This is a genomic window from Pseudoalteromonas sp. NJ631, assembly GCF_000276645.1.
Classification (GTDB): domain Bacteria; phylum Pseudomonadota; class Gammaproteobacteria; order Enterobacterales; family Alteromonadaceae; genus Pseudoalteromonas; species Pseudoalteromonas piscicida.
The window spans coordinates 33,195-48,137 of record NZ_AKXJ01000014.1 but is presented as its reverse complement, the minus strand read 5'-3'; the positions used below and the strand labels follow the sequence as shown (position 1 = coordinate 48,137).

At 44.1% G+C, this 14,943-nt stretch carries 11 protein-coding genes; 6 read left to right on the top strand and 5 right to left on the bottom strand.

All coding sequences use genetic code 11. From position 1 onward, the window contains the following. Nucleotides 1-103: 103 nt before the first annotated feature. Nucleotides 104-1,699: an ABC-F family ATPase gene (locus A587_RS0118810; RefSeq protein WP_010375453.1), complete on the top strand. Its 1,596-nt coding sequence runs from the start codon at nt 104-106 to the stop codon at nt 1,697-1,699. Between the two features lie 154 nt (nt 1,700-1,853). Then, a complete protein-coding gene (locus A587_RS0118805) occupies nt 1,854-2,084 on the top strand; it encodes a hypothetical protein (RefSeq protein WP_017218848.1) in 231 nt (76 codons plus the stop codon). Nucleotides 2,085-2,209: 125 nt separating this feature from the next. Here A587_RS0118805 and A587_RS0118800 read toward each other — a convergent pair whose 3' ends face one another. Then, complete coding sequence (locus tag A587_RS0118800; RefSeq protein ID WP_010375449.1) at nt 2,210-2,971, bottom strand: peptidylprolyl isomerase; 762 nt, start codon at nt 2,969-2,971, stop codon at nt 2,210-2,212. A gap of 278 nt (nt 2,972-3,249) precedes the next feature. Between A587_RS0118800 and A587_RS0118795 the strand changes: the two genes are divergently transcribed. Together A587_RS0118795 and A587_RS0118790 are read left to right on the top strand one after the other, a co-directional pair. Beyond that, complete coding sequence (locus A587_RS0118795; RefSeq protein WP_017218847.1) at nt 3,250-4,506, top strand: aromatic amino acid transport family protein; 1,257 nt, start codon at nt 3,250-3,252, stop codon at nt 4,504-4,506. 200 nt (nt 4,507-4,706) lie between these two features. After that, complete coding sequence (locus A587_RS0118790) at nt 4,707-8,912, top strand: DEAD/DEAH box helicase (protein WP_017218846.1); 4,206 nt, start codon at nt 4,707-4,709, stop codon at nt 8,910-8,912. Here the strand turns inward: A587_RS0118790 and A587_RS0118785 are convergent. Together A587_RS0118785 and A587_RS0118780 are read right to left on the bottom strand one after the other, a co-directional pair. Beyond that, nucleotides 8,896-10,002, bottom strand: a complete 1,107-nt coding sequence (locus tag A587_RS0118785; protein WP_017218845.1) for an amidohydrolase family protein — start codon at nt 10,000-10,002, stop codon at nt 8,896-8,898. The genes A587_RS0118790 and A587_RS0118785 overlap by 17 nt on opposite strands. A 23-nt stretch (nt 10,003-10,025) precedes the next feature. After that, nucleotides 10,026-10,343 (bottom strand): DUF962 domain-containing protein, encoded by a 318-nt coding sequence (locus tag A587_RS0118780; protein ID WP_017218844.1) that lies wholly within the window; start codon nt 10,341-10,343, stop codon nt 10,026-10,028. A gap of 103 nt (nt 10,344-10,446) precedes the next feature. Between A587_RS0118780 and A587_RS0118775 the strand changes: the two genes are divergently transcribed. Then, nucleotides 10,447-10,920 carry a hypothetical protein gene (locus A587_RS0118775; RefSeq protein WP_017218843.1) on the top strand — a complete coding sequence of 158 codons (474 nt, stop codon included), beginning with the start codon at nt 10,447-10,449 and terminating at the stop codon, nt 10,918-10,920. Nucleotides 10,921-11,032: 112 nt separating this feature from the next. Here A587_RS0118775 and A587_RS0118770 read toward each other — a convergent pair whose 3' ends face one another. Continuing rightward, a complete protein-coding gene (locus A587_RS0118770; RefSeq protein ID WP_010375438.1) occupies nt 11,033-11,938 on the bottom strand; it encodes a flagellar protein MotY in 906 nt (301 codons plus the stop codon). 164 nt (nt 11,939-12,102) lie between these two features. Here A587_RS0118770 and rnt point away from each other — a divergent pair, with 164 nt between their 5' ends. Beyond that, nucleotides 12,103-12,777, top strand: coding sequence for a ribonuclease T (gene rnt / locus A587_RS0118765; protein ID WP_017218842.1), 675 nt, complete (start codon nt 12,103-12,105; stop codon nt 12,775-12,777). A gap of 46 nt (nt 12,778-12,823) precedes the next feature. Here rnt and A587_RS0118760 read toward each other — a convergent pair whose 3' ends face one another. Then, the gene (locus tag A587_RS0118760; RefSeq protein ID WP_017218841.1) at nt 12,824-14,476 is read right to left on the bottom strand and encodes a DUF342 domain-containing protein; all 1,653 of its coding nucleotides are present in this window, start codon (nt 14,474-14,476) and stop codon (nt 12,824-12,826) included. Nucleotides 14,477-14,943 lie beyond the last annotated feature (467 nt).

Here is a 14,943-nt window from a genome sequence, read left to right as displayed (position 1 = left end):
TATATCAGCCGCAAAAGTAATGTGTGAGTTAGCCAAACTTTTTACATCATTTGTCACCCATAAATGATAGGATCGCCGCAATTGTCAGTAATGAGTCAAATTTATGCTTTCGTGTAACAACATCACTATGCAGTTTGGTGCAAAACCACTGTTTGAGAATATTTCCGTTAAGTTTGGTGACGGCAACCGCTACGGCCTAATAGGCGCTAACGGCTGCGGTAAATCCACCTTTATGAAAATCCTAAGCAAAGAGCTAGAGCCAAGTGCAGGTAACGTAAACTATGATCCAAACGAGCGCATCGCTAAGCTAAATCAGGATCAATTTGCATACGAGCAATATACGGTTGTAGACACAGTGATCATGGGTCATAAAGAGCTGTGGGAAATCAAGCAAGAGCGCGATCGCATTTACTCATTACCTGAAATGAGCGAAGAAGACGGCATGCGTGTTGCCGACCTTGAAACGCAATTTGCTGAAATGGATGGCTATTCCGCAGAAGCAAAAGCGGGTGAATTACTCCTCGGTGTGGGTATTCCAACCGAGCAACATTATGGCTTGATGTCAGAAGTTGCTCCGGGCTGGAAACTGCGTGTACTACTTGCACAGGTATTATTTGCAGAGCCAGATATCATGCTCTTAGACGAACCAACCAACAACTTGGATATCTATACTATCAAGTGGTTGGAAGACGTATTGAATCAGCGTGATTGTACTATGATCATCATCTCGCACGACCGCCACTTCTTAAACTCAGTGTGTACACACATGGCGGATATCGACTATGGCGATCTGCGTATTTACTCAGGTAATTACGATGAATACATGTTTGCTGCGACGCAAGCTCGCGAGCGCCTGTTGTCAGACAATGCCAAGAAAAAGGCGCAAATCGCTGAGCTACAGCAGTTCGTTTCGCGCTTCTCTGCAAACGCCTCAAAAGCGAAGCAAGCGACATCTCGTGCTAAGCAAATTGACAAGATCCAACTGGAAGAAGTTAAAGCATCAAGTCGTCAAAATCCATTTATTCGTTTCGAGCAAGAAAAGCCGCTATTCCGTAACGCACTTGAGCTTATCTCGCTATCACAAGGTTATGACGACACCCTATTCTCTGATCTAAATGGCCTTGTTGAAGTTGGCGAGAAAGTTGCCATCATCGGTGAAAATGGTGCCGGTAAAACAACATTACTCAACACCTTAGCGGGTCGTAAAGCGCCGCAAGCGGGTGAGTATAAATGGTCAGAAAACGCCAATATTGGTTACTATGCGCAAGACCATGCTGACGAATTTGAAAAAGATCTGGATCTTTTCCAATGGATGGAACAGTGGCAACAGCCTGGCGATGATGAGCAAGTCGTACGCGGCTTCCTTGGCCGTATGCTGTTCTCTCAAAACGACATCAAAAAGTCAGTTAAGGTGATCTCAGGTGGTGAACAAGGCCGTATGCTATTTGGTAAAATCATGATGCATAAGCCAAATATCCTACTAATGGACGAACCAACGAACCACATGGATATGGAATCAATTGAGTCTCTCAACTTGGCACTTGAACAATACGAAGGCACGTTATTCTTCGTATCGCACGACCGTCAGTTTGTCTCATCACTTGCAACGCGCATTTGGGAAATTAAAGACGGTAAGATCACCGACTTCCATGGTACGTACGACGAGTACCTCGCGAAGAAAGCCGCTGAAGCCGTATAGGATTAGACTGTTAAGGGCCAATGATTGGCCCTTTTTATTTTCTTAAAAACAGCAGATCATTCCCCCCTCACTCACCAGCACAAAAAATAGACAAACCTGCAATTTTGCTGTTAGGATTGTTCTCGCAAAAATTGGAATAATAAAAGGGTCGGCTATGGAACGTTTACAGAATATGTATTCAATAATGTTGCTGTCTAAGCTGAAAGCAAGCTTTCCAGAATCGTGCGATATCAATCACCACACTTTTTCACTCCCACACGCAGATCAACAACTACTTGAAGATGTTGTGACTACTCACCTCAATGAAGGGCTTATCCAAGCGGATGGCCGTGATCAGTATAGTTTGACGACAAAAGCAATTGCACTGTTTGACGAAGACAAATAACGAAAAAAATAACTTAATAACAAAGAAATAAGCGCACCGAAGTGCGCTTCCAAGTTATTAACCTGAGATCAGGTTAACTAGGGACTGTGATGCTATCGTTAGCATCTGTAACCAAAGTGACTTGGTTACCTATGAAATCTACGTCTAAATCCGACAATACCAGCTAGCAACATAAGGCCGGCAAACATTGAACCGCCAGATGAATCAGAGTCAGTTGAAGGCTTATCAGGCACTTGATCAATCAAGGTATTTGCTTTTGGACTTAAGCCTTGAGCTGATTTGGGGTCATCATCCAGCACAGTAATTGCGTTTATGGTTACAAAGTTAGCTGCCCCCGGCTCACTATTGCTATCTTTACACTGTTCATCAGTGAAGTTAACTAATGGCACATTACCACAACGAGGAATTTTTGCTATCGCTGCTAATATTTCCATGCCATCACCAGTCACTTGACCAAAAACTGTGAAGCCACCGTTGTCAACGTCCAAATTTTTACTGTTATCTACCAAATTAAAGAACCATTGACTTGTCGCACTGTCAGGTCTATTTGCTACCTTTGCCATTGCAATGGTGCCTTTTACGTTAGACCACTTTGGTTCATTTTTTACAGCATCGTAAGTAGCGATGGCGTCAAGAGGCACGTCTCCTTCATATTTGAAGCCGCCGCCTTGCACAACAAAATCTGGAATAACGCGGTGAATAACCGTATCAGAATAACGCCCGTTATCTACGTATTTCAAAAAGTTTTCCACGGTTTTAGGCGTGCTTTCATCAAATAGATTGACCTGAAAGCTACCATGAGAAGTTTGAAATTCGACAATCGTTGCATTAGCAGCGAAGCTTCCCAACAAAGTTGAAGCGAGCAATAGAGAGTTTAGCTTGAACATACTTTTCCACTTGGTTATTTTAATTCTCTTTGCAAACTAGAATAAAAATTTATTTATAAGTCGGCTAGCAATTCATTGCCAGTGGTAACAATTAAGAACATTTGCAGACTTAGATTTACAAAAGCTGGTTAGGAACCCACCACACCTTGAGCAAGTTTTAGTCAAAAAAACGAATTTCACCGCATAACTCCTCGGAGTAGACGGTTTATACATGCAACACTTCGTCATTTTTTATATGATGCGCCCGATTATAATTCTAAATCCAGGACAACAAGTATATGAGTAATTCCTCTGAAGCGACGATGGAGATGAATACCATCAGCGATGGGCGCTGGACCCAACACGACACCCATTGGGTGTTAAGTTTATTTGGCACTGCGGTCGGCGCAGGTATTTTGTTCTTGCCAATTAACATTGGTATTGGTGGTTTTTGGCCACTACTAATCATGACCGTGCTTGCCTTCCCTATGACCTTTTTAGCACACCGAGGATTGGCACGGTTCGTCCTTTCATCAAAGCAAAAAGATGCCGATTTTACGGATGTAGTAGAAGAGCACTTCGGCGCAGGTGCTGGCCGTTTAATTTCCTTACTTTACTTTTTCTCTATTTTTCCTATTTTGCTTATTTATGGTGTTGGCCTAACCAATACCGTCGACAGCTTTATCGTCAATCAACTTGGCTTTGAGTCACCGTCTCGTATTTTACTCTCTGGTGTGCTCGTTGCCGGGATGATTGCCATTATGCTAGGCGGCGAAAAACTGCTACTGCGTGCTTTTGCTATTTTGGTTTACCCGCTGGTTGGGGTATTACTGTTTTTGTCACTCTATTTAGTGCCTAACTGGCAAATGCCAGTGGTAAGCACGCCTGATGTTGCGAGCTTAACCGAGTTACTTTGGCTATCCGTTCCTATCGTAGTATTTTCATTTAGCCATGCAGCCGCCATTTCTAGCTTTGCTAACGTACAGCGTCGTCACTACAAAAGTGAGGCAGTTCAAAAATCAGAAGCGATCCTTCGTACGACCTCCATTATGTTGATAGTGTTTGTTTTGCTATTCGTATTCTCCTGCGTATTCTCTTTAACACCAGAGCAAATGGAAGAAGCAAAATCGGCGAACGTGTCTGTTTTATCCTATTTAGCTAACGTGTATAACAATCCGTTTATTGAAATGCTTGGCCCTCTTGTGGCATTTATCGCGATTACTTCGTCTTTCCTAGGCCATTTCCTTGGTGCACGTGAAAGCTTTAACGGCCTTGCAAACAAGCAAACGAGCATGAGCTATAAGCTTGCTGACAAGCTAGGCGTGGTATTTATGTTTGTTGCTATTTGGGTATGCGCCGTATTAAACCCAAGTATTTTGGACATGATGGGAGCTATCTCAGGCCCGATCATTGCGATGATCTTGTTTATCATGCCAACCATTGCCGTGTTTAAAGTACCGGCACTACAAAAATACAAAAGCCACATTGGCACTTATTTTGTGCTATTCGTCGGCTTGCTGGCGGTTTCTGCATTACTGTATAACATGCTAGGCTAACCAAAAGGGAGGCATCGCCTCCCTCACCTTTCTTGTTACTTATCTTCATAGCAGTTCAGACTAAATATAGTACTAGTTTTCAGTGTATTGAATGAACCACCATAACCGAAAAATGAACTTTGACTTTGTTTATCTTCATGGCAGTTCAACCTATATTATGGTAGTTTTCAGTGTCTTAAATTGAATACTACAACCAAACGATGAATTTTGACTTTCCACCAGCAATTAACGAAGAAATCACAGCGCTAATCAATCAAGTGCATAACCTACCTGTGCACGAGCAAATGCTGTTGAGTGTGCTGGCGGTCGTCTATAAACCAGTTTCAGCAATCAAACTCAAACGCCTAGTTCAAGCACTCGTGGCAAAAGAGATCATCCCCGAAAATGACTTTGAACAAGGTGTAAGTCATAGCCAAATTATGAAATGGCGCTCAGACGGGTTAGTGACTTTTAACGAAGATGGAGTGCAAATAAACCTAAAGCTCGCGACCAGTTTAAGCCATCGAGTCATGGCTGATGGCCAGTTTTTAGCAATCCTTAACGCTGCTGAAGAGTTTATCCCTGTACTGAATGCTTATGAATGGGAGCGCCAATTTGCCGATGAACAGCGACTCATTCGAGACTTTTTATTTATCAATCAACTACCAAAAGCCCGCAATCATTTAGGACTGGCGAAAGACCCACAGGCGGTGTGCCATAAGACCAATCAAGTGCTCTTACCACTGTATTTTTATCCTTTTACAGTTGAAGGATTTTCGGCGCTTGCTGATGACTTGCAATATCAAGCTTTTGCAACTTTGCTCTATACCTTACTACAAGGTGGTCACAGCATTCTCTATGCACTTGAAATACTCACCCGGGTTCAAGCCAAGACACAAAGCCCGCTACTGACCTGCTTATTAGCAGAATACCAAATCTATACCATGCAATTGGATAAGGCTCAGACGTTGGTAGCCAATATCCAAACCGCTTATAGTGCACAAATTATGGCAAGCATTGCTTTTTTACATCAACACGACGACCTTATCGTTTGTTTTGAACAAGCACTAAAAGCCAAAGACAAAATCACCAAACGTAAAAAGCAGTACCTAGGTAGAACACTGGGTTTGTTTCATAAGTTGGCGTTATTGCAGCAAGCCAATAGCCATGATGCCGCATTATTTGACACCCTCTCACAACAGCTTGAGTTTGAAAGCCAAGACAGCAAAGCACCTTATAACAACTTCTTTGCCAATAACGTGCTGTTATACTGCGCAGAGAGCTTGTCGCAAAACAGTAGCTACAGCAGCGCCCATTTAAATTATTCAAGCCTGAAGAAATCTCATGTTTTTGACTATTACTTAGGTCGCTTGCTCGACTGCTTTGCACACTTCTGGTGTAATCAAAGTTTAGATGCCAAAACGCTTGCCAGTCTCGACGACTGCATCGCAACGTTTGAGCGCCTCTCTTTACCTCTTTTTGCTGGGCTTGCAAAGCAGTTGATGCTGGCAATGCACGGTGAGCAATATCCGCTTGCGTTTAATCCCAAGCTTAATGTTAGTCATCTCGTTGCCAAAAAGACGGCATGGGATCTGGCACTGGACAAGCTTATTGCGCTCAACCCGAACGCAAATACCAGCCAAGAAGTTGACGAACAATTTCGCCTTATTTGGCAAATTAGGCAAGGTCGCTTTGATATTGAGTTTTTAGCACGCGAGCAAAAGCGGGGTAAAACAGGCTGGGGAAAAGGTAAGCCAATTTCCTGCAAACAACTGAAACAGCACCCCGAGCAATTTAGTTATATTAGCCAGTCTGATAAAAAGCTGATCGATGCCATCGCACCACAGTCAGGTTATGGCTACAATGGTCGTGCGGACTACGCCCTTGCTGGAATTCCAGCGTTAAAAGCCGCAGTCGGTGCCACCAACCTATACCATGAAGAAGACTTAAAACAAGCCATTACCATTGCCGAGAAATCTCCCGAGTTACACATCCGTCAACATGGCGACGATCTGCTACTCTCTATTCCTAATTTACCCAGCTATTTTGGTCAACCGCAAACCTACTCATTTATTCAGCAAGCTGAGCACCACTACGAGTTTATTGTGTTTAACCAGTCACATATACAGGTCGCTGAGATTATTGGTGAATCCGGATTAACCGTGCCTGCTAGTGCAAAACAAAAAGTGCTGTCGAGTATTAAAGCCATTGCACCTTATCTTAATGTACAGTCTGATTTAGCTGATATAGATACTGGGCTGGATAGTATCGAGGCGCAATCGGCGCTTGTTATTAACATTCAACCTTATCATCAAGGCCTCGATTTTCACTGCGTGGTCATGCCCTTTGGCGAAAAAGGGCCGATTTTTCATCCGGGACACGGTATTGCCACTGTCAGCGCCGAGATCGATGGTAAACGCCTATCCACCACCCGAAACTTGTTACTTGAGCAGCAAAGATTGGATGAGTTAGATACGCACTGTCCGCTATTTTTGGAGATGACGGATAATCGCTTAAGTTTAGCCGAAATGGACGAAGCGCTAGAGGTGCTGCAAGAACTTGAGCTGGTGATCAATCAAGAGCTTTGCCCTATGGCGCTCAAGCTCAGATGGCCTAAAGGTAAAAAGGTTAAGCTCAGTAGCAAGCTCGAAAGCCAACATTTGCAACTTGCCATGAGCAAGAAAAATGAATGGTTCGACATGACCGGCGAGCTTCAAGTAAGTAATGACCAAGTTATCGAACTGAAACAGCTTCTCAAAATGGTTGCCACCAGCAATGGCCGCTTTATTGCGCTGGACGGTGAGCAAGTACTCGCCCTTTCAAGTGACTTAAAAGCGCAACTTGACCAGCTCAATAACGCGACCGAGGGCGGAAAGTTTCACCCGCTAGCCGCGCCGTTAATTGCGGAAGCCACCACTGGAATGCGGATGAAAACCTTGCCAGCCTGGGAAGAGCAAAACGAAAAAATGCAGCAAGCCGTCGGATTGACTCCAACGCTTCCTTCAACATTACAAGCCGAGCTTCGCGACTACCAGCAGGCGGGATTTGACTGGGCTATGCGACTTGCCCATTGGGGGGCAGGTGCGTGCCTTGCCGATGATATGGGATTGGGTAAAACCATCCAAGCGCTGGCGATGATATTGGCCCGTGCCAATGTCGGCCCGACGCTTGTCATCGCGCCAACATCGGTCTGCTTCAACTGGCAACAAGAAATCCAAAAATTCGCTCCAACTTTGTCGGTGAAGCTCTTTTCTGACTATCCACATTCTGATGCCAGAGCTGAGATGCTGAGCAACTTGCAACCACTGGATTGTGTAATTTTAAGCTATGGTCTGCTACAGCGCGAAGTTGATATCTTAAAGCCTATCGCTTTTGAAACCATTGTCGCCGATGAAGCCCAAGCGCTAAAAAATCCTTTAGCAAAACGTACTCAGGCCGCCTGCGCGCTCAAAGGCAAGTTTAAGCTGATCACCACAGGGACACCAATAGAAAACAACCTCACAGAGCTTTGGTCACTCTTTCGTTTTGTAAACCCAGGATTGCTCGGTAACCTCAAACGCTTTAGCGAGAAGTTTTCCGCTCCCATTGAAAACGCCAATGAAGATAAACTAGCAGCACACCGTGCCCGTAAAGGCCTCAAACACCTGATCCAGCCTTTTATTCTGCGCCGTATGAAGCATCAGGTATTAACCGAATTGCCACCACGCACTGAGATCAATGTACCAATTCAATTGAGCCAAGAAGAACAAACCTTTTACGAAGCGCTGCGCCAAAATGCCATTGACGAAATTTCACAGTCAACACAGCAAGACAGTGCCAACGAACAACGCTTTAAAATGCTGGCAGCACTAACCCGCTTGCGCCAAGCCTGTTGTCATCCAAAACTGTTAATGGCAGAAAGTCAGATAACCAGCTCGAAATTAACGGCATTGGATGAGCTTCTGACCGAGCTGCAAGAGAACAATCACAAGGCGCTTATATTCAGTCAGTTTGTAGGCCACTTGCAACTCATTAAAGCTCGCTTGGAAAAACGTGGGATCAGGTTTCAATATTTAGATGGCAGCACCCCAAGCAAAGCTCGTCAGCAAGCTGTGAATGCGTTTCAAAAAGGTGAAGGCGAGGTATTTTTAATTAGCCTCAAAGCCGGCGGCTCTGGCTTGAATCTTACCGCAGCAGATTACGTTATTCACATGGATCCTTGGTGGAATCCTGCGGTTGAAGAGCAAGCGTCAGACCGCGCACATAGAATGGGACAAACACGCCCCGTTACTATTTATCGCTTAATTGCCAAAGGCACGATTGAAGAACAAATTGTCGAGCTCCATCACCATAAAAAAGACCTCGCGGATCAATTGCTCGCGAACACCGATAAAGTGATGAAGCTAGACGTAAACGATGTGCTATCCATGCTCAAGGAGACGTTATAATACAAATCTCAGGCGCACGATAAGGTAAATCTAATAGCGAAAAGTAGTTTTGACCTAAGGCGATCCGGCGAAAAGCATTGTCGTCAAGAGAGGCGAGAATTCGACTATTGATATCGACTTCTTCTAAATAATCGAAAAAGCGTTTATTTTTACTAGCGACGAAATCACTGCCTGGCAAAAAGCGCTCAGCATGGGCATTAATAAATTCAACATACTGCGCCTGAATTTTCGGGTCGCTAAAGTAATAGTCGTACAAAATCCGCCATGACAGATCGGCCTTTAGGTTTTTATATTGGGAGAATAACCGCTCCATGGTGTTTATGTGCAGCTCAGGGTCAATTTGGCTTAACTCTTTTGAGACTCCCATGTGCATCCAAATAATATCATTATCAGGATAGCGCTTTAGCACTTCCTCAAGCAAAGGCAAGTATTGGAGTGGCGCGGCGTTATCGCCTAAGTCAGCGTGCAGAGCAAGCGGAATACGCTTTTCTTTTAGCACAGCCATAAATGGCTGCCATTTTGCGATAGTCTCTTTATCTACCGCTTGATGGCCATTACCAAAGTGCGCCGCTTTGACTAAATTCACTTCTCCCATCCAACGAAATAAGTCACCAAACTCATCTTCGAGTAGTGCCATTTTTGGCAAAATAGTCTCTGGTTTATGCAAGTCAGCAAAGGTCATAGACAAAGTAATATGCACGTTATCTGCGCCATATTTAAGATAATTGCTTGCATTTTTAAAGTCATTTTGAATGCTGGGTGAAATCAACTGGCTGTAGCAACCACGCTCACCAAAGCAGTCAGGCCTTCGCTCGTAAGTTTGACCAATGCCATAAACATTGATAAACACCACTTCCGCACGCTCTGCCCAAGTAACGAGCTTATCAAACGGGACCGCATCTCCCCTAAATGGCTGAAAATGGTGATGGGAATCAACGGCAAAATAACTAGGCTGCGCCTTGCGGTCGTAACATTGGGTATTATCTACACTAAAAGTTGCCAGCGTGCGTGTGCTAGTGGCCGAGACACTTTGACAACCTGCCAATAAAACGGCACAACTCATGGCTATAACACTTTGTTTTACATTCATTTTTATTATCTACTGAGTCTCCTTTACCAAGGTACTTTACCACGGATAATATCCTTGTACATGACCCAGTCACCCATCAAGCTATACAGCGGATATTGAAATGTCGCAGGCTTATTTTTTTCAAAAAAGAAATGCCCCACCCAAGCAAAACCATAACCCGTGATTGGCAACAACCACAGTAAAGACCAATGTGTCGTGACAAGCGCAAAGAGCAAAATCAAGAGCACTAAGGTTGAGCCAATAAAATGCAAGCGACGACAGGTTTTGTTTTTGTGCTCCGCGAGGTAATAGGGGTAAAACGATGCAAAAGAATTGAACTCTTTGTTATTATTTTTGGTCATGAGAGTATGCGATTCGTTATTCGACTGTAATACTCAGCATAGTGCAAAGTATTTACGTTGAAAATAAAAAAGGAATGAGCGTGGCAACAGGCTCAGAAACAGTATGTTGAAACCCCTAATGATGATCACCGCTGCGATGCTGCTTCAAGCTTGCAACGACACCGCCCCAACTACAAAATCAGAGGCAACGATGAATGCACAAAGTAACATTCAATGCAGTGTGAGTAAGGGTTCCGACTCAGGTATGACCTACCCCATTAATTTCACTTTTACCAACGCAGGCCATAATGATGAAAAGTTTCTAATTTGGCATACCCCTTTTGAAGGCTGGTGGAGCCAATTTTTAGAGGTAACACAAAATGGCAAGCCACTTAATTATCAAGGACCCATGGCGAAACGACTCGCGCCGACAGCCAATGAATTTATGACCCTAAATGCAGGGCAAAGTAAAAGCGTAGAATTAGATTTAGCACTGGCTTATGAGATAAACACCGCACAGCCCATTACCATCACCTATCACAATCAGCTAAGCCATGCCAATGCATTAAAAGCGTCATGTAGTACGGTATTAGAATAGAACCGATATCAGCACCGTGTCTCGGCTTGTAGGTCGGCTCGTAGGTCGGCTTTTAAGCCGACAACTTAACCCAACAACCCGCAACCAACTACAAAAACACAAAACCACAACATCAAGGTCTCGAAATTTGGATCACGACTCGACGGTTCTTACCGCGACCAATGGCGTTGTCGTTGGTATCAATATGGCGTTTTTCGCCAAAGCCATCGGTCATAATCTTATTCTCTTCAACCCCTAAGCTCGCCATATATGATTTAATCGCCTCGGCACGTTTCTTTGACAACCTCAGGTTGGTATCACGGCCACCGTAACTATCGCTATAGGCCGAAATATAAATTTGCTCAATTTTCGGGTCATTTTTAAGATATTCGCCGATCATATCCAAGCGTTTACGTGACGATTTTGTCAGTTCGCTGGAATTTTTCTTGTAATTCATCACCGTAAAAGCAATGTCTTCAAAGCTATATGGCAACAAGTTATCGCGACATTGTAAGAACGCCCAATATGCCTGTTTAAAGTTCACTGACGACAAAGAAACCGAGATTTTATCTACGTCGTTGTGCCAATCTTTATAATAAAAAGTAGGAAAGTAGCCCTTTTCAAGCTCAGTCAGCAACTGCCACGCGACGTCATTTTCAAGTTCACCGTCAAATTTTTTCAGTAATTTCATTTGCCCGATACTTCTTGCCGGTTTGCCGGCTCGCCAAAGCGGTGGCACCGATTCAAGTCCTGCAAAATCGTAACTTTCAGGACGTACCATCATATCTAGGTTAAAGGTTAAGTCTTTATTTTTACTGGCATTACTTGAAAATATAGCTTCACCGTAATACGGGACTTCATGATTAAGCGCACAACTCAAACGATTGTTTTGGTCAACATTCCAATGTGATGAATCAGCTTCGGCAGCGTATTGCCGCATTGCAGCCTCGCTATTAAAGGTGATGGCGCATAACGATATACCAACCCAACCTACTGATTTATATAACTTGATCACCCCACACCTCACAACATCAACCATTAATCTACACTCGCTCAGCACGCCAAAAACTAGAGATTGTCTCTACCAATTCGCGCTATTTAGAGTTAAGCAATAAATGTACCATACTAAGCGCTCTCAAGCTGCTCGCTTCTTGTCTAGGTATCAGTATAATAGGCCGCTAAATTTCACAAACCAAGAAGATTATGTCTGATACCGAGCAAACGCTATTTTCAAAACGCTTTCGCGGCTTCTTTCCTGTAGTTATCGACGTGGAAACCGCTGGCTTTAATAAAGATACTGACGCCCTACTAGAAATTGCCGTCAGTATGTTAAAAATGGACGATGACGGGGTATTAAGCTTAGATCAGACAGTACACTTTCATGTTGCGCCTTTTGAAGGCGCAAATATTGAGCAAGCTGCGATTGACTTTAATGGCATTGATCCATTTTCACCACTCAGAGGCGCGGTTGCAGAAGATGAAGTGCTGAAAGAAATTTGCAAAGCCGTGCGTAAAGCCCAAAAAGCCGCAGGCTGTCAGCGCTCCGTTGTCGTCGCCCATAATGCCGCTTTTGATCACGGCTTTTTAAATGCAGCGATTGAGCGTAACAAGATAAAGCGCACGCCTTTTCACCCGTTTGTCAGTTTTGATACCACATCACTTGCAGGGCTAGCTCTAGGCCAAACGGTGCTTGCAAAGGCATGTCGTGCAGCGGGTATCGAGTTTGATAACAGTCAAGCACACAGCGCACTTTACGACACAGAACGCACCGCAGAGCTCTTTTGCTACATAGTCAACAAGTGGCAAGCATTAGGTGGCTGGCCATTACTAGAGCCTGAAGCCGAGTCAGAACCTGAGTCAACAACCGACACCGAATAATAAAAATGCCAGCAAATCCAGCTGGCATTTTTATAAGTGCTCGTTTTTACGCTATTTCTGCGGTTTTGGCAGTCGTAAACTGTTGCATGATCTTACCTTCATGCAATTTAACGAAATTAGGCGGGTAAATTCGCGAAAACAGCTTAGTGTCTTTCGCTATTTTTACTTCAGTTCCGGGGTGCATTAGCTCATTGACTGTGATTCGACTCAAGCGTGCTAATCGATGTATTTTTTGCTGTATTAAACCGATGTTACGCTGATTGCGGCGATAATGCTTGTTTATCTGCGCTTCGCTGTGCTGCAACTTGGCAAGATATGCATCTCGTTTTTGCGATTGCGGCGACGCCTGTGCTTTATTCATAGCTTGTTTAATATCGATGACTTTGGACGCCAGCACCTTTTCCAGCTCCACTAATTCTCGGTGCTTATCGTGCAAACTATCCCAGTCTTGGGCTAGTGAAATACGTGTTCTTGTGCCTGAAGGTGCCCCAAGTTCACCCGTTTCTATACGCATGGCATCTAATACATTTCCGCCAATCAGTTTGCCTCTGGGGGTTTCACCTTTACCCACTTTTATTAAACGTTTGGAAGCCAAATCACAATGCAGCGCTTGACGCTCAATCAAAATATCTTGCTCACTCTCAATGTGGCAGTACTGCGCATAACCTAACGAAACACTGCGCTTTGCTTTAATCGAACATGAAAAAGGTTCACCTTCGGTGCGCTTACGACCAATCGTACCAAGCATAACCGTAACCGCGCTGCCACTTTCAAGAATAGCCGACTCCACAAAACCAATAACAGTAATATCGCCCGAAGCCTTAACGCGCATTCCATCTTTAATATCGCCGCTCACAATCACGCTGCCATCAAACTCAACATGCCCAGTCGTCACATCAATGTTTTCATAGCACAACACATCGTCAACGCGCATGCCTCGAGGAATGGCTACTGGCACCCCCTTTGAATCGGCAATAAGTAGGTTTTTGTCGCTTGGATCAAGTTTGGTTCCTTCCGACACCTCAAGTGGCGCATCTTTACCCGGTTTTGGCTCAATCACATCGCCAAATACGGTATAACCTGGTTCCCCTTTAGTTGGCGGGACTTTTTTCATCAATGGGCTGCCCGGCTTTACGGTGATGATAGCGCCTAGGTTGCGCATATCGACTTTGCCACCGCTCGACTCTTGTGGGCTGAGCACTCTATCTTGTGCAGTCATACACAGGCGCACAAACCGTGCGTCATTGCCATCTTTGGCTCGTTGACCATGCGCAACAATACCATTGTAAGTGTGTCCAGGAGGGAGTTCTAACTGCTGACCGAGAAGATTATCGAGGGCTTTGCCACTGACGCCTTTTTTAATACCCGCTTGTTTTAACGCTTGTTTGGCCTTGTTCATACAAACCAACTTACCACCACGGGCTGTGGTCACTCTCGCTTCAGCAAGCATGTTGCCTTCTTCAATACGCACAGAAATAGACGCATCGATGGCACGAGCCACAATGAGCGAGTCCTGCTCGGGCGTCTCACTAGCGGCAAATAATTGACCTATATTGGCATGAATGATTTCAAAATCCGCATATGGCGACCCCTCTATCATCTCAACTAGCTGAGACGAGCTCGCCGGAAATCCGGATTCCACAGGATGAGAGAGTAAGTAGACATAGCCCTCATCCTCATCAAAACGAAATAATGACATTCATCAACCCTGAAAAGTATGCACGATCTTATTGTTATGTTGTTATTTTTAATGCAGCGAACTCATTTGAGCATAACTTCGCCAAATTGTTAAGCTTAACATCACCTGAACTGCTACAAATTATAAATGAATGTAAATCAATCTGTGCATTAAAAAGACAACTTATTATTTTCTTTAGATTTATCGGCTTTACAGTGCAAAACTTTAGGCAAATTAAGATATTTCAAGCTTAGTTTCGACAAATAATAACTAAGTCTCACCTGCGTTTGCGTTTGGCCACAGATAGGGTAATTTCAATCCATGCGAAAAGAAAATGAATTTTTTAGGGACAACCATGACAAAATACATACACCTCTATTTTACCGACTCTAATAACTACCCACACGTAAACGTTTGCTATCGACAGCTCAAGGGCTAGCCAAAGCTTAATTTTATAACGCACTGTGTGAATCAACTTGACGTGAGTG